Below are 21,861 nucleotides of genomic sequence, written 5' to 3'. Positions count from 1 at the left end.
GAGAAAAACTTTCAGGAAAATGTGAATATTAATTGACAAATGAATATCATTTCTTTAGTATAGGTTGGGACGGATACTCTCTTATCCCGAGCTGGCGGAGGGACAGGCCCGATGAAGCCCAGCAACCTCACTTGTAGTGGTAAATACAGGTGAATAGGTGCTAAAACCTGTGCGAGGCTAACGGTCTCGAACGATAAGAGCAAAGGGCAAAAAGCAGTATGCAAGTAGCAATTTAAACCTTTCCTCTATGTTAAGTAGGAAAGGTTTTTCTGTATGCTTGTGTGGGAGAATAAATGTATGTCGCAGTTTGTGGCAAATTAAGGATGAGTTCCGTACAATATATACAATTACTGTAGGGAGGTTTACCACATGACAAAAAAACGTCATCTGTTCACATCTGAGTCTGTAACTGAAGGACATCCAGATAAAATTTGTGACCAAATTTCTGATTCAATTTTAGATGCGATCTTAGCAAAGGACGCAAATGCACGTGTAGCTTGTGAAACAACTGTAACAACTGGTTTAGTATTGGTAGCGGGGGAAATTACGACTTCTACTTACGTAGATATTCCAAAAATCGTTCGTGAAACAATTCAAGGCATTGGTTACACACGCGCAAAATATGGATTCGATGCAGAAACTTGTGCAGTTTTAACATCTATCGATGAGCAATCTGCTGACATCGCTATGGGTGTTGACCAAGCGCTAGAAGCACGCGAAGGTCTAATGACTGACGCTGAGATTGAGGCAATTGGTGCAGGAGACCAAGGTTTAATGTTTGGCTTCGCATGTAATGAAACACAAGAATTAATGCCACTTCCAATCTCGCTTGCTCACAAATTAGCTCGTCGTTTAACTGAAGTACGTAAAGATGACACATTATCATACTTACGTCCGGATGGAAAAACGCAAGTTACAGTTGAGTATGATGAAAATGGTAAACCTGTACGTGTGGATACAATTGTAATTTCTACACAGCATCATCCAGATGTTACATGGGAAGAAATCGATCGCGATTTAAAAGAACATGTAATTAAAGCTGTAGTTCCAGCAGAATTAATGGATGGAGAAACGAAATTCTTCATTAACCCAACTGGCCGCTTCGTAATTGGTGGACCACAAGGTGATGCTGGTTTAACAGGACGTAAAATCATCGTTGATACTTACGGTGGATACGCTCGCCACGGTGGCGGTGCATTCTCTGGTAAAGATGCAACGAAAGTTGACCGTTCAGCAGCATATGCAGCTCGTTATGTTGCGAAAAACATCGTAGCAGCTGGTCTTGCTGACAAAGCAGAAGTACAACTTGCATACGCAATCGGCGTAGCGCAACCAGTATCAATTTCAGTTGATACATTTGGCACTGGTAAAGTATCTGAAGACGTACTAGTGGAACTAGTTCGTAACAACTTCGATCTTCGCCCAGCTGGTATTATTAAAATGCTAGACTTACGTCGCCCAATTTACAAACAAACAGCAGCTTACGGCCACTTCGGACGTACTGATGTAGATCTTACATGGGAACGTACAGACAAAGCAGCTACTTTAAAAGAGCAAGCTGGTCTATAATATATGAAAAAGAAGCTTTGCGCGTGTCGCAAAGCTTTTTTTATTTGGTTTTATCCCGCATTAACGGGCAGTAAGCCTCCCACCTCAAAATTCGGCTGTAAAGCAAAAAAGTTAGGTAGGAGGCTAACTGCCCGTAAAAGCCCGATTGGTTCAATTAATAATCAGTGGGGAAGAACAAAACCCCCACTGATTAAAGTTTCACTTTATTTACTACTTGAATGCAAGAACTACAATAAACTTCCCCGTCTAGCTCAATATACTTCTTCATATTTGTCATACCACTTGCCGGAAATGGCATGTGAATCCATGTTTTTTCATACGTTTGTATTTCCTTTTCACATAATTTACAAAGGATTGGTTTCTTACGGAACATAGACAATCAACCTTTCAGTTGACGCGCTTTTCCTGCGCAAAAAGCACTGCTCAGTAAAAATAGCGTTGCAAATATAATACTCACTAATGTAGCGTATGGAATTGCGCCTTTTAAAGAAAAGCCGACAGTGATGGAAGCGACAAATAAGAGGATGAATGTCGTTGTTAATTTTTTATAAAGTTCCATAGTATGTGAACCTCCGAATTATTTTGTATTGTAAATTTAAAAACTAAACCTATTATGTAGAAAACATAAGAAGAGATAAATAGTAGCTAATGATGTGAAAGCTAGGAGTATAAGAAATGGAAATAGTATACCTATTTAAATTCCTTTTTGTGGGTTTTCATACTTATATTGTATCATGACGTATCGGTGGCTTCATACAGAATTGTGTAAAGATATGTATGATAAAATGAAGAAAAGCTTTTAAGAAGGGGAAGATGAAAAATGAGTGTAACTGAACATAAAAAACAAGCGCCAAAAGAAGTGCGTTGTAAGATCATGACGATTTCCGATACACGTACGGAAGAGACGGATAAGAGTGGTCAATTGTTACATGCATTATTAATAGAAGCAGGACATAAAGTGACCTCTTATGAAATTGTGAAAGATGATAAAGAAAGTATTCAGCAGGCTGTGTTAGCTGGTTATCATAGGGAAGATGTTGATGTTGTGTTAACGAATGGCGGAACTGGTATTACGAAACGTGATGTAACGATTGAGGCAGTGTCAGTGTTATTAGATAAAGAAATTGTTGGATTTGGTGAGTTGTTCCGTATGATAAGTTACTTAGAAGATATCGGAAGTAGTGCGATGTTAAGTAGAGCAATCGGCGGTACAATCGGACGTAAAGTTGTCTTTTCAATGCCAGGGTCTAGCGGAGCGGTTCGTCTTGCGATGAATAAGTTAATTTTACCGGAATTAGGTCATATTACATTTGAGCTGCATCGCCAATGAAAATTGCAGGAATTGTATTGGCCGGCGGACAGTCTAGTCGTTTTGGAGAGCCGAAAGCATTGGCAACCTGGCGCGGGAAAACATTTATTGAGTATAGTATAGAGGCATTGAAAGAGGTTGTTACAGACGTTGTTGTAATTAGCAACCCAGCGATTACTAATGATCTCTTGCATATATTGCATGTACCAGTTGTAGAAGATATCGCGATGTATAAAGGAAACGGTCCGCTTGCTGGTTTATTAACAGGCATGGAATTCGTAGATGCAGATTGGTATATCGTTGCACCGTGTGATACACCAAATGTTTCGAAAGAATGGGCGATGGCATTTATAGAACGAGTAGATGAAGCGTATGAAGCAATTGTTCCATTGGTGGAGGGGCGGAAACAACCACTGTTAGCATTGTATCATCACCGAGCAAAAGAAAAAATAGAGCGGTTATTAAAAGAAGATAAGAGAAGTATGCAGGGGCTATTATCTCATTGTAAAACGCAGTATATTACGGCAGAAGAATCACAGCTGTCGAAGGGGTTATTTCTTAATGTAAATACAAAAGAAGAATATAGTCAATTACAGAATAGAAAATGAATGTGGAAGAAGAAAATATATAATGGAGAGTGAATTACTGAAAATATATGAACAACTTGGATTTAAAGTAGTATCTTCTACCGGTAAAAACCAATTATGAAATTGATTCATATACATCTTTAGTTCTATATGATAGACATAGAATATATTTACAATTATAACATTTGATGGGTGGCGGAATGAAGAGGCCTGTTTTATACTAATATTGTGTCATCCCTTCTAAGGGACAGCGCACAGCCGGTGATTGGCTAATGAGAACCTTCTCATTTTGCCAGTGCCGGTTTTTTAGTAGATAATGATGATAATAAAGTGAAACTATAATCAGTGGGGGTTTTGTTCATCCCCTACTGATTATTAGCCTTCACCAATCGGGCGTTTACGGGCAGCAGGGCTCCCACCTGACTTTTGAGGTGGGAGTCTTACTGCCCGCAAATAGCGGGATAAATTTTTTTGAGGGAGGGATCGTTTTGAAAAAGATAGATTTTACTTCTATGAGAGAGCAAGTAGCTAGTTTTTATATTTATTCTATCTCTTTTCTGGGTTTAACTGCTGTTATTATTTCCTTATTTTTAAGTGAAATGCCTTCCCATCTTATACTGCTTTTGTTGTTAATTATGTTTATGGGAATTACTGAGTATTTTCCTATCCGCATTTGGAGAGGGGGGATCACACTCAGCCTTACACTTATTTATACAATGAATTGGCAGTTTGGAATGCATATAACTGTTGTTTCGTGTGTGGGTGTGATGTTAAGTATCCAATTGCTTCGCCGATTACCTATGCAAAGGACGGTATTCAATTGTGCGCAACTTGCTCTTAGTATCGTATTAGCAGAATGGTTTTCCAGTGGATGTTTCTCTTTTTTTATTTCTGGAATGAATCTTTCAGTTTTATATGAAAAATTTATAAGCTTGTTTTTATTCAGCGCATTTCTTTGCCTTTTTAACAGTTTATTTTACGATCTTTTAATCATACTTCTTCCTCAGCCCTATCCGCTAGAAGAGTGGCGTAAAAAGAATATATTAGTACTCTTGAGTTTGAGTTTTTGTTTATTTTATTCTTCACTTATACATATTTTAGATTACCGATATCGCGGAGTGATGGATGAAATCATGGTTCTATTCTTCTTTTTCCCGCTTGTGGCAATTTGTATCATTAGCTCTTTCGTTAGACAAATACGGGTGGAAAAAGAACGATTATATAAGCTTTTTTCCATTACGACGGAATTAAGTCATGGATTATCTGCCGGAAACTTACAGCAGATGAAACAATCACTGAAAGGATTCTTAGGAATACAGGCATATGTTTTATGGGCAAAAGATGAAGAGAACTGGACACTTTTATTAAAGGATGGAAAAGTACGTCGTGATATTTCTAATTATTCTGACCTGCATAAGAAGTTTGAAGAGATATCAGAAACTGTTGTTGTTACTGATTGGAAAACAGGTATGGCTCCGGGAGATGAAGTGTTTGAAAATACTATGCGCTCGCTTGTATATTTACCTCTTAAGGTAAATCATGAATTAGTTGGAATGTTTGTGGCAGGGAAAAGCAGGAGTGCGAGTTTTATTACTGAAGATGTACAGACTTTAGCTACGTTTGCCAATCAATTAGGTAGCTTGCTTAAAACACGGACACTCGTCTCTGAACAGGAAAAAAGAACGATTTTAGAAGAAAGAAATCGAATTGCTCGTGAAATCCACGATGGAATCGCACAAGCATTGGCTGGAGTGATATTTCAGATGGAGTCAGCTCAGAAAAAATATGCAGATCGACCAAAGGACATGCAGCAAGTGGTAGATACAAGCATAAAAAAATTACGGAAGAGTTTAAGTGAAGTTCGTTATTCTATTTATGCTTTAAAGCCATATCCAACACAAAGATTAGGACTAAAACAAGCAATTATAAATAAAGTTCAATCCTTAAAACAAGAATATGGTCTAACCATTCTATATCATGAAAGAGGCCGTTCTCGAAAACTTAGTTTTACGAAAGAACGAGTCATCTTCGATACTTTACAGGAGAGCTTGCAGAACATTATAAAGCATGCAAAGGCAGATAAAGTTGACATTTTACTAAGCTATCAACGGGAACATGTACTTTTAAAGGTAAAGGATAACGGAATTGGCTTTTCTCTTTTTGAATCTATGATTAAAGCAAAGCATGAGCCGCATTATGGTATATTACATATGAATGAACAGGCTGAACAGCTAGGGGCTACCCTTCAGATTGATAGTTCAGCAGGAAAAGGTACAGAAATCACATTGTTAATTCCAGATTCAGAAATGGGGGAGGAGTATCATGATTCGAATATTAGTAGTGGATGATCATACTGTTTTGCGTGATGGAATTCGAAGTATATTGGAACTCGAATCTGATATGCGAGTAGTTGGAGAAGCTGTTTCCGGGGATGAGGTAGTAAAGAAAGTGGAAGATTGTAGGCCTGATTGTATTTTAATGGATATTAACTTACCGGGAAAAAATGGTATTGAGGCTACATCACTCGTGAAAGATCAGTATCCGAACTGCCGTGTTCTCGTATTGACTATGTATGAACATGATGAATACTTGATGGCTGCTCTTCGGGCAGGTGCAGACGGTTATTTACTGAAGGATTCATCATCCGATCAGGTAGTGGCGGCAATCCGAATGGTATTACAAGGAGATTCTGTGATTCATCCGCGTATGACTAAAAAGTTGATTACATATCATCAGCAAACGAAATCAGAATCAAATGAAAATGAACTAACAGAGCGTGAAAAAGAAATACTGTTTGAATTGGCTAAAGGTCTTAGCAATAAGGAAATTGCTGAAGCTCTATATATCAGTGACAAGACAGTTAAAATCCATATTAATAAGATTTTCAGAAAACTAAATGTGAAAAGCCGTTCACAAGCAGTCATATATGCCGTGCGAAATCAGCTTGTTCCATTTTCTTAAATAAAAATCATTTAAAAGGTTAAAAGAACTACTCTGTACCTTATTATTTTACTCAAAATAATAAGGCGCGGAGTAGTTCTTTTGTACTATACGGTATAGAACTAATAACTAAAAAAATATTACTTTTTGATAATTTTCAGAAAAGTTTAAATTTAATAAGATAAGAAAGTAGAGTCGTAGCCTAATAGCTTCGGAAATTTATGTTATGCAATGACTACAAATACAAATAAATTTAGATGGGGGAACTTGTATGAAGAGAGGGAAATTTGGGAGGGTTCTTACAGGAACGTTAGTTGCTGGTATGCTAGTGTCACAAGGTATTCCGTATAATGTATTGGCAGAAAGCGCGGTTGAACTGAAGCCAGTTGATAATGCGGAACAGGTACTAATGAATCTGTCTCCAGAACAAAGAAAAGTGTTGGAACAGCTAGATGTAAGTCCTAATTTTACGATTTCACCTGATATTGATTCTAATAGTCCTGAATTAGTTAACGTTATCGTGGAATTCAATCAAGCTCCAGCAAAAATTGAAGTGATGAAACAAGCGGCGAAAGGGAAGAAAATAGCTGCTACTACTGCGCAAGCAAAAGTGGATGAAGAGCATAAAGTGTTCAAACAACATGTCGAATCCTTAAAATCGAAGAAGGATGCCGGTACGTACGATACGGAAAAAGTGAAAATCACACGTGAATATAAGAATGCAATCAACGGTGTAGCGATGACGATACCTGGTGTGGCTGTGCAGGAGCTGATCCAATCTGGAGTAGTAAAACGTGTCTTTAAAGATTACGAGGTAAAAGTGGAACCTCCGGTAGAAGCAAAAGAAACAATCGATCCGAAAATGGCGGACAGCATTCCACAAATTGGCGTGGACAAGCTTCATGCAGAAAACATTACAGGTAAAGAGATTAAAGTCGGCGTTCTTGATACAGGTGTTGACTATAATCACCCTGACTTAAAGGGTGCTTATAAAGGCGGATATGATTTTGTAGACAATGATGCAGATCCGATGGAAACGACATACGAGGACTGGATAAAAGCTGGTAAGCCAACATCTCCTGGTTATGTATATTATACAAACCATGGTACACATGTAGCAGGAACGATTGCAGCTCAAAAGAAAAACAATGCAGATTATGCTGTGAAAGGTGTAGCACCTGATGTAGATTTATATGCTTATAGAGTATTAGGTCCTTGGGGCGGAGGTAATACAGCAGGAATTCTTGCTGGAATAGATAAAGCGATTACAGATGGTATGGATGTTATCAATATGTCACTTGGTGCGCAGACTAACGATCCTTTATATGCTACTTCTGTTGCGACAAATAACGCTATGCTTTCAGGTGTGGTAACAGTTGTTGCCGCAGGTAACGCCGGACCGAACGAAAAAACTCTCGGTTCCCCGGGAACGGCAGCTCTTGGCATTTCGGTAGGAGCAAGTGATGTTTCTATGTCTATTCCTACATTCAGCGGGAGTGCATCCAATGAAAAATTTGAAAATATGCAGCTATTAGGTAAAGATTTCCCTGATAAGTTAGAAGATCTACAAGGGCAAACCTTACCGATTGTATTTGCGGGACTTGGTAAAGAAGCTGATTTTACTGGAAAAGATTTGAGCGGGAAAATTGCGCTGATTCAACGCGGGGAAATTACGTTTGATGAAAAAATCAAAAATGCTAAAAAAGCCGGAGCGAAAGCTGTTATCGTGTATAACAATGCTGACGGACAAATATCCGCCTACTTAGGTGAGGGGGTAGGTCTTATTCCATCTTTCCGTCTGTCAAAAGCGGATGGAGAACGGTTAAAGGCGCTAGGTGAAGTATCTTTCAAATTCGAGACGCTGGGCAATACAAAAACGGAAGGTGATCACTTAGCTGATTTCAGCTCCCGTGGGCCGGTAAACGGAAATTATGATATTAAGCCGGATGTAGTCGCTCCTGGTGTGTCGGTTTTCTCTACTGCACCGGAATACATCAATGATCCGCAGGACGGTATAAATTACGGCAATGCATATGTACGCTTGTCTGGTACTTCTATGGCTACCCCTCACGTAGCGGGTACAGCAGCATTGATTTTGCAGGAGCATCCAGAATACACTCCTTTCGATGTAAAAGCGGCTCTTATGAATACATCCGATGATTTGAATGGTCAGAATTCCGTATACGAAGTAGGCGCAGGGCGCATCGATGCGTATCAAGCCGTTCATACGGACACATCCATTAAAGTATTAGACAAAACACAAAATGTCGAGAACGGAAACGTTGTCGAAATTGACGAACAAACAGGATCCATCGTGTTTGGCAGACATGTTAAGCAAGGGGATAAACCGATTGAAGCGAGCAAAAAAGTAAATGTCCAAAACCACAGCAAGGAAGAAAAATCCTTTAAATTAGAAGTGGAGTATCACGGCGAACGTACAGGTATTCAAGATGCAGCGAAGAACGGTGTAAAAGTTGAGGTACCAGGCTCTATTACAGTAGCAAGTGGACAATCACAGGAGATGGAGCCGAAAATCACGATTCCTGCTAGCGCAGCGAAAGGCAGATATGAAGGGTATATCCATGTGACGAATGCGAACAATCCGGCCGAAACATATCAAATCCCATTCGCTGTCATGGTGACGGAAAAGGGATTTGAATATATAAAAACGACTTCACCATCCGTAACAAATACAACACCTTTCTGGCAATATTTAAACCCTATGGTCCACGGAATAATGAAGTTGAATAGCCCAATGAAAACAATCGATGTGCTTGTTAAGGACAGTAAAACAGGGAAAGCTGTAGGTTTTATAGGAACAGCGAACATCAGTAAATTGCCGACAGACGTAGAAACTTTTCTTCTAGGAGTATTCAGCGGTACTGTCTATCCATTTACAAATGATCCTTCCAAGCCGATTGGCGATCTTCCTGTGAAGCTTCCGGTAGGCGATTATATACTGGAAATGATTGCACATGATGAGGAAGGGAAATCATATGTTGTAGACAATCCGCTTATTGTGGACAATACAGCACCGGAAGTAAATATGGATAAAAAACCAGGAGTGATCGAGATTAATGACTCCATGTTTACGGAAGAGGATGGACAAAAAGCAGTATGGTTACATGGAACGGCTAAGGATGAGACAGTGGACGTATTACAATCAAAAGGCTTAAACTATGACCAATCATCCAACAGCATGGGTTACTCTGCAAACTCTCCATTCATAAATGGGTACTTCCCGATCCAAGCGAATGGAGATGTAAAATTCGGAATTGAGGAAAGTGATATTGCAAAAAAACCTTTACATTTAACTTTGACTACGTTTGATATGGCAACGGCAATGGGTAAACAAAACTATGTCTTTGTAAAAGAAGGTACGGAATATACGACTTCTAGTTACGATAAGAAAGATGTGAAAGTCGGCGATAACGTTACGATGACACTGAGTCTCAATAATGTGAAGCAGCTTGTATCTGGAGAATTCCAGGCCGAGTTCATCAAAGATTTGTTTAAGTTTGAGAATGTGAAACTGAACAATGCGGTAAACGAGTACGCGAAGGACAAGGGCTTGGAAGTATCGCTGCAAGAACCTGTCGTGACAGAAGGAACTCACACTAATACAGTGAAGGTCGGCGCATCTATGAAAGGGAATGCATTCAGTGGTATGGATGGAGATATGCCTTTCCTTGATGTCACGTTCAAATTAGTAAGTGATGCATATTTCGATAATGTTATCGGATTTAATGTAAAACAGGCGTCTTATATGAAAGCTGGACAAACAGCAGCTACTGCCATTCCTTATCTCAAAACAGAAAACTTTAATATCATTCCAACGCATTCGAGAGTGCAGGGTTCCATCAAACCGGAAGCATTTTTGATTGGGTCTGAGGGCTCTCAGTACTTGAGAAAAGCGGATTATACAAAAATCGGTGCCCAAGTATATGCGATGTCACCAAAAGGTAAAAAATATCAGGGAACAATTGATAATAAAGGATTCTTCACCATTCATGGTATCCCAGCTTCTACTGAAGCATACACAGTTGTTTTCGATATTCCGGGACATCTCAAATCGATGAAGAAATTCATTCCTGGATATTCTGTAAATGGTGAGATGCGCGGGCAACATGTTACATTAGGTGCTAAAGGTCTTGCAGGGGACGTAAATGGTGACAGATTGATTGATATTCGCGATATGCAAAGTGTAGTAGATGTATACGGTAAGAAGGATGCATCTATCTTGCCGCAGGACATCAATCAAGACGGTGTCGTAGACGAGACAGATGTCCGCTTCATTGAGAAAAACTTCTTACAAAAAGAAGTTGGCGTTCCAGAAGTTGTTAAGCCAAAAGAAACAATCGGTAAAAAAGGTCTGGCAGATTTCCTACGTCAGATCGGTCTAGAACCGAAGAAATAAAGTGAAACTATAATCAGTGGGGGTTTTGTTCATCCCCCACTGATTATTAGCCTTCACCAATCGGGCGTTTACGGGCAGCAGGGCTTCCACCTAACTTCTTTGCTCCAGCCGAATTTTGAGGTGGGAGTTTTACTGCCCACAAATAGCGGGATAAAAAGAAGGTGTCTTAGGAGCGGCTGCTGATAAAAGAGGGAGAAATATCATCTTCTGTAAATATCGATAGTCGCTCTTAAATAAAACGAGGAGTTCGTTATTAAGAATTCATTGGCTATCTTAGAGGTAAACCTAAAAAACATCGGATAAGGAAACAATTCGTTTCTACCTCATAAGGACTTATCAGCTGTTTAATAGTGTAGATATTATAAAAATAGGGGGATTATTAAAATGAATCTTAAGAAAAAGCTGGGTATGGGTGTTGCATCTGCAGTTCTTGGTTTATCTTTAATTGGAGGCGGAACGTTTGCATACTTCAGTGATAAAGAAGTATCAGAAAATACGTTTGCGGCTGGTACTTTAGATTTGAATATTGACCCGCAAGTTATCATCGATGTTGACAACATCAAACCAGGTGACCAAGTGGAGCGCGATTTCCACTTGATCAATAACGGCACTTTGAAAATTAAGGACGTTCATCTTCTTACTGATTACACTGTAACAGATGCAAAAGGTGATAACGGAGATGCTGATTTCGGTGATCACATCAAAGTGGAGTTCTTATGGAACATAGACAAGAACACAGTTCCTGTATGGGAAACTACTTTGTCTGAATTGAAACAGGCTACTGCTGATGGTAACATTCCTGATCTTGTACAAAAAGGTGTTGTAAACTGGGAAGGAAACGGACTTGCTCCAGGCAAGGATGACACTTTCTATGTGAAATTCATATTTGTAGATAATGGAGAAGAGCAAAACGTATTCCAAGGAGATACATTGAAATTGAACTGGACATTCGATGCGGCTCAGACAAAAGGGGAAGAAAAATAAGTTCAAATTTTATTCATTATATCTATGTAACAACTGAACTGCTAAATAAAAGTGCAAGATAAAGAGAGGTCATACTATGAAGTATGACCTCTTTTCCTATATTTTGTACAATATAGGAGTTTCACTTGTAAATTGATGGTACATAAGCTGAGTTTAAGCTAGCATTTCCGCTTTTCGACTTTGAATAACATCATCATAATGCATGAGTAAATCACTGGAAATTTCATCCCAGCTTTTTGTAGCAGCATAAGAGTGAGCATCTTGGCTCATTTGTTTACGCATTTCTTCATTATTTAACAATTCATAAATAGATGATAAAAATGAGTCCTCATTTTTGGGTTCACATAGAAATCCAGTTTTTTCATCTTTAATGATATTTTTAACCCCACCACTATTCGCACCAATAACAGGTGTACCACATGCGAGTGATTCCAGTACGACGTTCCCAAATGTTTCAGTAGTAGATGGAAATACCATTAGATCGGAGGAAGCGTAGACTTCAGCTAAATTCGTGCCTTGTAAATATCCAGTAAAGGTTACATTTGTTTTTGGAACATTTTCATGCAGGCCCTTTGCGAGAGGACCATCTCCAGCGATGAGCCAATGAATATCGTCACGTTCTTTGTTTGTCGTTTGAATAAGTGTTTGAAGAGTGTCGATATCTTTTTCAGGAGCAAGGCGTCCGACGTAGGAAAGAATATATTTCGCTGTAATATTATATTTTTTTCGGAATAGGTCTTTATTGTAAGTTGGATGAAAGAGAGTACAATCTACACCACGTCCCCAAATATAGAGCTGTTGAAATCCTTTTTTCTTTAATTGATGTAATGTTTCAGGGGAAGGAACAAAGTTTTTTTGCATATGACTATGAAACCACTTTAAATAGTTCCATAACATACTGGAGAGAAACTCAATTTTGTAATAGTGTAAATAGGCGTCAAAATCAGTATGATAAGAACCAACGACTGGGATGTTCAATTTTTTTGCGTAATACAACCCACAAAGTCCCATATTGAAAGGCGTAGCAATGTGAATGATATCAGGTTTAAATGCAAGAAGTTCCCGTTTAATGCGCGGAGTAGGAAAGGCAAAGCGACATTCTGGATATAATATTGTTAACGGGATACTTCTCATTTTGTTCACATTCGCTACGAAATTATCTTCTGCCGTATGCTGAGGGGCGAAAACAGAATAGGCGATATTTTCTTTTTGAAAATATTTAGTTAAACGTTCCAAAGTTTTCGCCACACCGTTGACTTGTGGTGTAAATGTATCGGTAAATATGGCGACTCTCATCATATCGCTCCTTTACATGAGTGGAATGAGTTGATAAAAAGAGATGATGCCAGAGCAAGTGCCAAGGCACATGCCTACAAATACATCTGACGGATAATGAAGCCCTAAATAAATACGGGAAATACCGACGCATAATGCTAACGGTAATAGAAAAGCAAGCAAGTTTGGATTATAACAAATAAATGGAATGAGGACAGAGAAAACAGCCGTTGTATGTCCGGATGGAAAAGAATGATCTTTTAAAGGCTGTACTGGATATTTCGCATCTTGAATTGTTAAATAAGGGCGTTTTCGTGGATACCATCTTTTTAATATTTGCACAGGAATATGGCTAATTGTTAAAGAAATAGCAGTTGCAATTGCAGCTTGATGCAAATTCCCTGTTGCGAAAATTAAAAAGAATAGGGTAAGTGCAATGGAAAAACTTGCACCACCGATATGGGTAATATTGCTGAAAAAGATGTTTAATGTTTTTTGATCAAAGTAGCGATTAATTCCTTTGAAAATGTAACATTCTATTTTATATAGTCCACTGACCTTCATGAGATTTTTCCTCCCTCATTTACATATATATGGAGTTATTAACTTCTATTTTAATAAGATTTTATTGAGGGAATAATAATGTTTTGTAAAGAAAAAGTTAGCTTTTTTCATAAAAAAAGCTGCCATAAGACTGGCAGCGATAAAATCACTTTTGTAACGATTTATAATATTGTCCTTTTTCAACGTATTGTGTGCGAATACGTTCCATATCTTTACGGTCCTCTTCTGTTAATTCGCGAATGACCTTCGCAGGACGACCGAAAGCTAACGTATTAGGAGGGATTTTCTTTCCTTGTGAAACGAGACTACCAGCACCGATGAAAGCTCCTTCGCCAATTTCGGCGCCATCTAATATGATAGAGCCCATTCCAACTAAAGCATCTTTTTTAATATGACAGCTATGTAAAATAACTTGATGCCCAACGGTAACGTCATCTTCTAAAATAAGAGGATACTGGGGGCTTTGGTGAAGTGTACATTGATCTTGTACATTTACTCTATTTCCAATTATCGTTGGTGATACATCACCGCGGATGACTGTATTAAACCAAATACTTGATTCCTCGCCAATTGTCACATCGCCTGTAATGGTAACGTAGTCAGCGATAAAAGCACTACTCGCAATTTTCGGATTTTTTTCTTTGTAAGGATATATCATGTAAAGCCTTCCTTTCCTAGAGACTAGTTTTAGTGTATCAAATTATGAAAAAGAGTGAAATGGAGGAGTTTCGTATGTGGAACTATGAAGCGGAAGAAGCGAAAGCCGTCATTATTATCGTACATGGTGCTATGGAATATCACGGGCGTTATGAAGGAGTTGCAGAAATGTGGAATCATAGCGGTTATCACGTCGTTATGGGGGATCTTCCAGCACACGGAACAACTTCAAGAAATAGAGGACATATCGATTCATTTGATGAATACATAGAGGAAATAAAGTTATGGGTGAAAGAAGCAAGAAAATATAGGTTGCCTATTTTTTTATTTGGTCATAGTATGGGAGGACTTATTGTTATTCGTATGATGCAAGAAACGAAAAGAGAGGATATAGATGGGATGGTACTAAGCTCGCCTTGTTTAGGCGTATTAGCTTCACCTTCCGCTCCGCTTCGTGCTGCTTCAAAAATATTAAATGTCGTTGCTCCAAAATTGCAATTTGCAACAAATCTCACTGTAGAAATGTCAACTCGTAACCATGAAGTGAGGGATGCGATGGAGAATGATTCATTGTTCTTGCGCAAAGTATCAGTACGTTGGTATAGTGAATTGATTAAGTCTATCGAGATTGCTCATGAGAAAATAGATGATTTTCCAGATGTTCCACTCTTGCTAATGCAGGCGTGTGAGGATAAACTTGTAGATAAAACACGTGTCCGCATGTGGTTTGATAATGTTAAAATTAGTGATAAGGCATATAAAGAATGGCCTAATTGTTATCATGAGTTATTAAATGAGTATGAGCGTGATGAAATTTTGAATTATATTCAGTCATTTACTGAAATTCATATCAATAATATAGTAAAAACAAACAAATAAATCATTATTTGTACATTTAACAGAGGAGATGAAGGAAGAAGTGAACGTACCGAGTAATCCCATAACGCTCATGGCGAAAGTATACCGTGATGTGTTTCCGGTTGTACACCATGAGCTAGCGATGTGGAAAGAGCGTGCCTACCATATTCCGAATGATGAGCTTCATAGTCAGGCAATCGCAAGTATTGAGAATAAAACGTTTCATTGCGAGGGCGGTGGCATTTTAGCGCTGCTAGCAAATGAACATCGAGAGGAATGTATTCGTTTTATCGTAGCATATCAAACGATTAGCGACTATTTGGATAATTTATGTGACCGTAGTACATCACTTGATCCGAAAGACTTTGCGGCTCTTCATGAGTCGATGGTAATGGCATTAAGTCCTGAAGTTGAAGGAGGCGGTAATTATTATCGTTATCGTGATGATCAAGATGATGGTGGTTATTTAGATGAGCTCGTTGAAACGTGTCAGGATGTTTTAAAGAAAACGAAGCATTATGATAAAATTGCTCCAATTCTTCATGAGCTTGCTTGTTATTATTGTGATTTGCAAATTCATAAACATGTGAAGTTAGAAGAAAGAGAACCGCGTCTAAAAACATGGTTTGAAGCTCATAAAGAAAACTTGCCGCCGATGAGCTGGTTTGAATTTTCGGCTTGTGCAGGATCAACTTTAGGAATCTTTTGTCTTGTGGCATATGCATTCCATGATGAATTACATGATGAGGATATTGAGAAAATTAGACAAGGATATTTTCCTTACGTACAAGGACTTCACATTTTACTTGATTATTTCATTGATCAAGAAGAAGATCGTATAGGCGGGGATTTGAATTTCTGTAGTTATTACGAAAACGAGCAAGCTATATTAGATCGCATGAAACATTTTGTAGAAGAAGCAGAGAAGAGCATTGGTGATTTGCCTCATGCGAAGTTTCATCGTCTCATAAGCCGAGGATTACTTGGTATTTATTTATCAGACCAAAAGGTATCAGCGCAAAAGAATATGCACAAAATGGCACGGCGCATTGTGAAATACGGAGGTCTCACTTCACGATTCTTCTACTGGAACGGGAAGATGTACCGAAAGAAAATGGCGCAGTGATGAAGAAAACCACTCATATGGAGTGGTTTTCTTTTTATCCCGCATTAACGGGCAGTAAGACTCCCACCTCAAAATTCGGCGAATACGAAGGAGTTAGGTGGGAGATCAACTGCCCGTAAAAGCCCGATTGGTTCAACTAATAATCAGTGGGAGATGGACAAAACCCCCACTGATTAAAGTTTCACTTTATTATGATCGTATTTTTGAAAATACGTATATGAGAAGTTCAATTGCGAAAATAACTAAAACAGATATTCCGAATAAAGGCATTACAGTGCCTAGTATAACCATCATGATAAAGAAAACGAATATGCTTTTCTTATCTTTTTGCTTTGGTGGTGCTGCTAATTTGCCTTTCGGTTTTCTTGCTAACCACATTTTTACTCCGTAATAAATGAGAAGTAATAAAGATAATGTCGTTAGTAAGCATAATATTTTATTTGGCCATCCGAATAAATGTCCTTCGTGAAGCGGGATACCGTAAGTGAACCATTGTGCAAATAATCCATAATCACGATAGTCCGTTTTTGAAATAAGTTTTCCGCTATATTGATCAAAGTAAGCTGTTATCTCTTCATTTGGTGCCACGTGCATGCCTGTAATACCAGAACCACTTGATTTCGAAACAGTGAATACACCTTTCGGATCAGTCGGTAGAGAGATAACATATGGCTTCTTTATTTCAACCCCTTTTTGTAATTCATCAACTGAAATGGCTTTTGGCTCATTTGAATTAGATTCAGGAGGAGCTTCTTTTCTTGTTGCCCATGGCAACTCTTTTACCTTTGATTCAGGAGGTGCCATATACAATTTTGGATATCCGAGCGCTTCATTCGACGATGCAATTTTATAAATTTGGTTACCCATAAATCCAGACCACGGCAATCCAGTTGCGACTAACAGAACGAGAGGAATTGTAAATATAATACCGATAATAGAATGACATCGTTTTGCTTTTTCTCGCTTATTGGATGATGGTGTGTTTTTGAATTGGCGTATACTCATATACAACCCAGTTATAATCAAAAAGATTGTCCAGCACGCCGCAAGTTCTACAATATAATTGACGACAGTGCCACCAACTAAAAGAGAACTATGTAGTTCCCGCATTATATTGGCAAACGTTTCACTTGCGTTTTGATCTCCGACAATTTGATTATTGCTATCTAAATAAACGTATTTTTGCGTTCCTGTATATTCATTTGCGATTGTAAGTCTCGTATTATAATCCCCATTAAACTCACTAATTTTCGCCACACTATAATGTGGATATTTTTTCTCTGTTAATGAAATAGAATCAGACATCGAAATAGATTCTGTTTGGGCGCTCTTCCCAAAATATAAATCTTTATAGATGAAATCTTCAACTTCCTCACGAAATAAATATCCAATACCGCTAAGTGATAAAGTAATAAGAAGTGGTGTAATAAAAAGCCCAGCGTAAAAATGCCACCTCCAAAAAATGTAATGAAGCGAACGATTTTGTTTCATACTTCAGTTCCCCTAACCTTCCCTATATGAATAAACTACTTATTTAATATAGCGAGATTAAGTGTGGATATTTTGAAAGAATTGTGAAGAAAGTTAAAAATTTTTAGGGTTTTTATCAAACATAAAACATATTTCAAAAGGGATGTTTTCTATGCTTATGAAGATCTCTTTGTATTGGATAAATACATCCTAACAACCGCCTCAGCAAGACTCTGAGAGGAATCAACAAAATCTTCATTTGCAACTACATTCAAATCGGTACATGCGATAATAGCGGTATCTACTTCATCTTTCAATTGTAAAACGAGTGCACTCCATAATTTGTGAGCTTCTTCAACTTCTCCGCCTTTAATACAAGTAATAATTTGATTAATCATTTCCTGCCATTTTTCATTATGAATGTATTCTATATTACGTTGTGCAATCCCGTCTTGGTAAATACCAGCTTGAACAGTTGCTTCTGTTGCAAGAAGAGCGACTCTTTTTGCAGTTCCAGGAATTTCTTTTAACGTCTCAACGACTATATTCAAAATTGGAATAGAAATAGAATGCTGTAATTCTTCAAAATAAAGATGCGCCGTATTGCAAGGCATAGCGATAAAGTCTACGCCAGTACTTTCAAGCTTTTGTGCCCCTTCAATAATTGCTTTTTTCATCGCCGCATTATCAATAGGACAATCCATATAAAACGGCGTTGGGCACGAATAAATCATCATATGAGGAAAGTCCATATCATGCTTTGCTCCGTATATTGTTTGGCACCCTGCTACAACTGTATCGACGAATGGTCCAGTTGATTTTGGTCCCATTCCTGCTAGTATTCCGATCATTGTTTCGTCCCCTTTAATATGTAATTAAAAACGTTTTTTGCGAATGAGAAAAAGAAATAAAGTAAGTAATAAAAATGAATATACGATAGCCCAAGCTGTGAGCCATAGGGTGTGAGTAAGTATATTATATTTGTATTGCCCAAGCATTAAAAAGCTTTCGACAGGTGGTAAAAACCATAGTAGCTCTGTTTTAAAACGGATTGAAGCAATCGTCATAAGTAATATAAATGTAAGACTAAGCCAAGCGGTGCTTGCTTTTTGAATAATATTTCTAGTAAATAATGTTGCGATTGAAATTCCTAGTATAGAGAAAGACATGTGAGCGAGAAATCCGACTAGAAATAAAGAAGCTGTCATTTTTTCATTAAACATTTGCAAAATAATTGGATAGATTATGGATATAAAAGATAACACAGTACAAATGAGAAGAGCCGTAATATATTTACCAACGTATAATGCCGAAATATTATTTGTGTGTGAAATAGTGATTTGTTCTTGTACAGGGTCTTCAGTATGAAAAATTGTGATTGTAATCCAGGCAGATAATAAATAAAGTGCGAGTGAGGTTTCTAAATATGTCGGTACAATAGGAGTCGGTTTATATGTATATACAAAAAGCAAGCTTATACAGTACATCGCAATAGGAGGAATGTACTTATACGATTTTGTGTAATCGAGAAAATGGTAACGAATAAGCGCAAACATAATAAACCTTCTTTCGATTTAAAAATTAGGTTGTAGCAGTGTGATGGATGCCTTTTTATGTAATAAAAACTGAAGTATGTCGTTTGTATAATCTTTTTCGATTTGTAATTGAATGAGGTTTTGATTTGAATTGTGTGTAACATGTATAAATCCGGATTGTTGTTGTAGTTCTATTGCTGAAAATATTTCGTGAACGATTACCTCAATATAGACCTGTTCTGTTGATTTTTGCACAGAGGTATCTTCCGCAATTGTATGATTAGCTAACGTCACAATTCTATCGGCGAAGTGTTCTAGTAGTTGTTTTTCGTGACATGTGAAGAGTACAGATATACCTTGTTGTTTTAATGAAAGTAAAATATGCTCTAGTTCTTGCTGAGAGTTAGGGTCGAGCCCAGAAAGTGGTTCATCTAAAATTAATAAATGGACGTCCGTAAGTAATGCTTGCATAATACCTGTTTTTTGTTTCATACCTTTTGAAAAGTTTCGTACAACGGAATGCCTTGCGTGATGTAAGTGAAAAGATTCAAGGAGCACCGGAATTTTATTTCTTAAGTATTTTGTTGATAAACCATGAATGTGGCCGAGATGATATAAATAATCCTCTAATGTAAAACGAATCCCTTCAGGAAAATGCTCAGGTACATAACCGATTTGTATATGTTCTTTTCTTTGAAGTGTCCCTGCCGTAGGTGAAATAAAACCTGCAATTATTTTGAGCAAAGTGCTTTTTCCAGTTCCATTACCGCCAATAATAGCGAGTGCTTCTCCTTCTGGAATGGATAAATCGATGTTGTCTAGTATGAGTGATTTGCCGTACTTCTTTTGAATTCCTCTTAGTTTTACTAGCAAAGTTCTATCCTTCTTTCTTCAAATAGTGTATACATCCATTATATAGGAGAATAAGAAAAAGACGTGCAGTGAGTGCACGTCTTTTTTTGTTATGTTTTGTCGAAGAATCGATATATCGGCAAAATCGTTGATATATTATCGTTTCTCAATCGCCACAATAAATGGCGGGTTATTTTGCTGGTTAATGAAGCCGTATTGCAAAACGTGAGCTTGCTTTTGGTCTAGTTCTTCTGCAAATTTGAGAACAGCGTCACGTTCTACTTGTCCTTCTGGATGTCCGTGGTAAATGACAAGGACGATGATACCTTCAGGTGCCATTAGTTCTAGCAATTGTTCAATCGCCGAGATTGTTGAGTTCGGTTTTGTGACGATATGTTTGTCACCGCCAGGAAGGTAACCTAAGTTGAAGATTGCGCCTGTTACTTTTCCTTTTGCATCTTCTGGTAATACGGATACAAGTGTGTCGTGACTATCGTGAACTAAAACAGTACGTTCGAAAAGTTCTTTTTCTTTTAGTCGGATAGTAGAGCTTTCGATCGCTTCTTTTTGAATATCGAATCCAAATACTTTTCCGTTATCTCCAACGATTTCAGCTAGGAAGCAAGTGTCATGTCCATTGCCAAGTGTTGCATCTACTGCGTAATCGCCTTCTTTAACAGCCGTTTGCAGTAGCATGCGAGCAAACGGTAATACACGTTCTAATTTCATTTTTGTTTCTCCTCATTTGCATATTTTCCTTGCCAGCTTCCGCGGCGTACAAATTCTGCATCGATGGAATTTAATACTTCCCATTTATTTAAGCTCCACATTGGGCCGATCATTAAATCAGGTGGACCGTCACCTGTGATGCGGTGCACAATTACGTCTTCTGGAATAATTTCAAGTTGGTCGACAACGAGACTTACGTAATCTTCAAGAGATAAGAATTCTAGTTGTCCTTTTTCATATTGCTTCACCATTGGCGTTCCTTTTAACAAATGAAGTAAATGAATTTTAATTCCTTGTATGTCAAGCTTTGCAACTTCACGAGTTGTTTCCATCATCATGTCGTAATCTTCAAGGGGAAGACCGTTAATAATATGCGAGCAAACTCTAATACCGTGCTTACGTAATTTATTTACGCCTTCCACATAAGATGGATAATCGTGAGCACGATTAATAAGATTTGCAGTTCGTTCATGAACAGTTTGAAGTCCGAGTTCAACCCAAAGATACGTGCGTTTATTTAAGTCCGCTAAATATTCAACAACATCATCCGGTAAGCAATCTGGACGAGTCGCAATAGAAAGACCGACAACGTCTTTTTCTGTTAGAAGCGGTTCGAATTTTTCTTTTAACACTTCAAGTGGAGCATGTGTATTTGTATAGGCCTGGAAATAAGCGATACATTTTCCGTCTTTCCACTTTGCGTGCATTTTTTCTTTCATTTCATGATATTGCGTTATTACATCATCGCGGCGATCACCTGCAAAGTCACCAGATCCAGCGGCACTACAAAATGTGCAGCCTCCGTAAGCGACTGTGCCGTCACGGTTTGGGCAATCAAAGCCGGCGTCTAATGAAACTTTAAAGATTTTTTCACCAAATTCATTTCGTAAGTGGTAATTCCATGTATGATAACGTTTATTGTCATTTGTATATGGAAAAGGGTTTTGAACCTTCATTATTTTCCCTCCTAAGACGAGTCAAAATGAAAC

General features: G+C 38.0%; 20 protein-coding genes and 1 riboswitch. Of the genes, 9 read left to right on the top strand and 11 right to left on the bottom strand.

Features of this window, described 5'->3' with window-relative positions:
- Positions 1–78: 78 nt before the first annotated feature.
- Positions 79–200: riboswitch (SAM riboswitch) on the top strand.
- A 169-nt stretch (positions 201–369) separates the two neighbouring features.
- On the top strand, positions 370–1,569 hold the full coding sequence (metK, locus tag NSQ47_RS17235) for a methionine adenosyltransferase (protein ID WP_002112417.1): 1,200 nt from the start codon (positions 370–372) through the stop codon (positions 1,567–1,569).
- A gap of 190 nt (positions 1,570–1,759) precedes the next feature.
- On the opposite strand, the gene NSQ47_RS17230 is transcribed toward metK, so the two are convergent.
- Entirely contained in the window at positions 1,760–1,942 is a 183-nt protein-coding gene (locus tag NSQ47_RS17230; protein WP_016106424.1) for a hypothetical protein, read from the bottom strand.
- Positions 1,943–1,948: 6 nt separating this feature from the next.
- On the bottom strand, positions 1,949–2,128 hold the full coding sequence (locus NSQ47_RS17225) for a hypothetical protein (protein WP_002067722.1): 180 nt from the start codon (positions 2,126–2,128) through the stop codon (positions 1,949–1,951).
- Between the two features lie 261 nt (positions 2,129–2,389).
- Between NSQ47_RS17225 and NSQ47_RS17220 the strand changes: the two genes are divergently transcribed.
- The 6 genes from NSQ47_RS17220 (at position 2,390) to NSQ47_RS17195 (ending at position 11,806) form a co-directional block, all read left to right on the top strand.
- Positions 2,390–2,899, top strand: a complete 510-nt coding sequence (locus tag NSQ47_RS17220; RefSeq protein WP_341037486.1) for a MogA/MoaB family molybdenum cofactor biosynthesis protein — start codon at positions 2,390–2,392, stop codon at positions 2,897–2,899.
- Positions 2,896–3,486 (top strand): molybdenum cofactor guanylyltransferase, encoded by a 591-nt coding sequence (mobA, locus tag NSQ47_RS17215; RefSeq protein ID WP_078173936.1) that lies wholly within the window; start codon positions 2,896–2,898, stop codon positions 3,484–3,486. The genes NSQ47_RS17220 and mobA overlap by 4 nt, the downstream gene beginning before the upstream one ends.
- A gap of 467 nt (positions 3,487–3,953) precedes the next feature.
- The gene (locus NSQ47_RS17210; protein ID WP_341037485.1) at positions 3,954–5,813 is read left to right on the top strand and encodes a GAF domain-containing sensor histidine kinase; all 1,860 of its coding nucleotides are present in this window, start codon (positions 3,954–3,956) and stop codon (positions 5,811–5,813) included.
- Positions 5,788–6,426, top strand: a complete 639-nt coding sequence (locus tag NSQ47_RS17205) for a response regulator (protein ID WP_078173938.1) — start codon at positions 5,788–5,790, stop codon at positions 6,424–6,426. Before NSQ47_RS17210 ends, NSQ47_RS17205 begins: the two co-directional genes overlap by 26 nt.
- 250 nt (positions 6,427–6,676) lie before the next feature.
- Positions 6,677–10,822 (top strand): S8 family serine peptidase, encoded by a 4,146-nt coding sequence (locus NSQ47_RS17200; protein ID WP_341037484.1) that lies wholly within the window; start codon positions 6,677–6,679, stop codon positions 10,820–10,822.
- A 384-nt stretch (positions 10,823–11,206) separates the two neighbouring features.
- Positions 11,207–11,806, top strand: coding sequence for a TasA family protein (locus NSQ47_RS17195; protein WP_335468991.1), 600 nt, complete (start codon positions 11,207–11,209; stop codon positions 11,804–11,806).
- 153 nt (positions 11,807–11,959) lie between these two features.
- On the opposite strand, the gene NSQ47_RS17190 is transcribed toward NSQ47_RS17195, so the two are convergent.
- The 3 genes from NSQ47_RS17190 to NSQ47_RS17180 form a co-directional block, all read right to left on the bottom strand.
- Positions 11,960–13,102, bottom strand: a complete 1,143-nt coding sequence (locus tag NSQ47_RS17190) for a glycosyltransferase family 4 protein (RefSeq protein ID WP_204208845.1) — start codon at positions 13,100–13,102, stop codon at positions 11,960–11,962.
- Positions 13,103–13,114: 12 nt separating this feature from the next.
- Positions 13,115–13,645: a phosphatase PAP2 family protein gene (locus tag NSQ47_RS17185; protein ID WP_002167520.1), complete on the bottom strand. Its 531-nt coding sequence runs from the start codon at positions 13,643–13,645 to the stop codon at positions 13,115–13,117.
- A gap of 145 nt (positions 13,646–13,790) precedes the next feature.
- Positions 13,791–14,303 carry a gamma carbonic anhydrase gene (locus tag NSQ47_RS17180; protein ID WP_105585966.1) on the bottom strand — a complete coding sequence of 171 codons (513 nt, stop codon included), beginning with the start codon at positions 14,301–14,303 and terminating at the stop codon, positions 13,791–13,793.
- A gap of 74 nt (positions 14,304–14,377) precedes the next feature.
- Between NSQ47_RS17180 and NSQ47_RS17175 the strand changes: the two genes are divergently transcribed.
- Together NSQ47_RS17175 and NSQ47_RS17170 are read left to right on the top strand one after the other, a co-directional pair.
- Positions 14,378–15,181, top strand: coding sequence for an alpha/beta hydrolase (locus NSQ47_RS17175; protein ID WP_204208847.1), 804 nt, complete (start codon positions 14,378–14,380; stop codon positions 15,179–15,181).
- 40 nt (positions 15,182–15,221) lie between these two features.
- Complete coding sequence (locus tag NSQ47_RS17170) at positions 15,222–16,286, top strand: tetraprenyl-beta-curcumene synthase family protein (protein WP_002199075.1); 1,065 nt, start codon at positions 15,222–15,224, stop codon at positions 16,284–16,286.
- Between the two features lie 189 nt (positions 16,287–16,475).
- Here the strand turns inward: NSQ47_RS17170 and NSQ47_RS17165 are convergent, their stop codons facing one another.
- The 6 genes from NSQ47_RS17165 to NSQ47_RS17140 form a co-directional block, all read right to left on the bottom strand.
- Positions 16,476–17,777 (bottom strand): PepSY-associated TM helix domain-containing protein, encoded by a 1,302-nt coding sequence (locus tag NSQ47_RS17165; protein WP_341037479.1) that lies wholly within the window; start codon positions 17,775–17,777, stop codon positions 16,476–16,478.
- A gap of 155 nt (positions 17,778–17,932) precedes the next feature.
- Positions 17,933–18,607 carry an aspartate/glutamate racemase family protein gene (locus NSQ47_RS17160; protein WP_341037478.1) on the bottom strand — a complete coding sequence of 225 codons (675 nt, stop codon included), beginning with the start codon at positions 18,605–18,607 and terminating at the stop codon, positions 17,933–17,935.
- Between the two features lie 24 nt (positions 18,608–18,631).
- The gene (locus NSQ47_RS17155) at positions 18,632–19,312 is read right to left on the bottom strand and encodes an ABC transporter permease (protein WP_341037476.1); all 681 of its coding nucleotides are present in this window, start codon (positions 19,310–19,312) and stop codon (positions 18,632–18,634) included.
- Between the two features lie 18 nt (positions 19,313–19,330).
- Positions 19,331–20,164: an ABC transporter ATP-binding protein gene (locus NSQ47_RS17150; RefSeq protein WP_341037475.1), complete on the bottom strand. Its 834-nt coding sequence runs from the start codon at positions 20,162–20,164 to the stop codon at positions 19,331–19,333.
- A gap of 135 nt (positions 20,165–20,299) precedes the next feature.
- Positions 20,300–20,872 (bottom strand): class I SAM-dependent methyltransferase, encoded by a 573-nt coding sequence (locus NSQ47_RS17145; protein ID WP_016106413.1) that lies wholly within the window; start codon positions 20,870–20,872, stop codon positions 20,300–20,302.
- Positions 20,869–21,828 carry a TIGR01212 family radical SAM protein gene (locus NSQ47_RS17140; RefSeq protein ID WP_016106412.1) on the bottom strand — a complete coding sequence of 320 codons (960 nt, stop codon included), beginning with the start codon at positions 21,826–21,828 and terminating at the stop codon, positions 20,869–20,871. The genes NSQ47_RS17145 and NSQ47_RS17140 overlap by 4 nt, the downstream gene beginning before the upstream one ends.
- Between the last annotated feature and the right edge of the window lie 33 nt (positions 21,829–21,861).

It is taken from the genome of Bacillus sp. FSL R10-2780 (genome assembly GCF_038006125.1).
In the GTDB taxonomy this organism is placed as follows: domain Bacteria; phylum Bacillota; class Bacilli; order Bacillales; family Bacillaceae_G; genus Bacillus_A; species Bacillus_A cereus_U.
The sequence above is the reverse complement of the archived record's forward strand: the minus strand, read 5'-3'. Positions and strand labels throughout refer to the sequence as shown.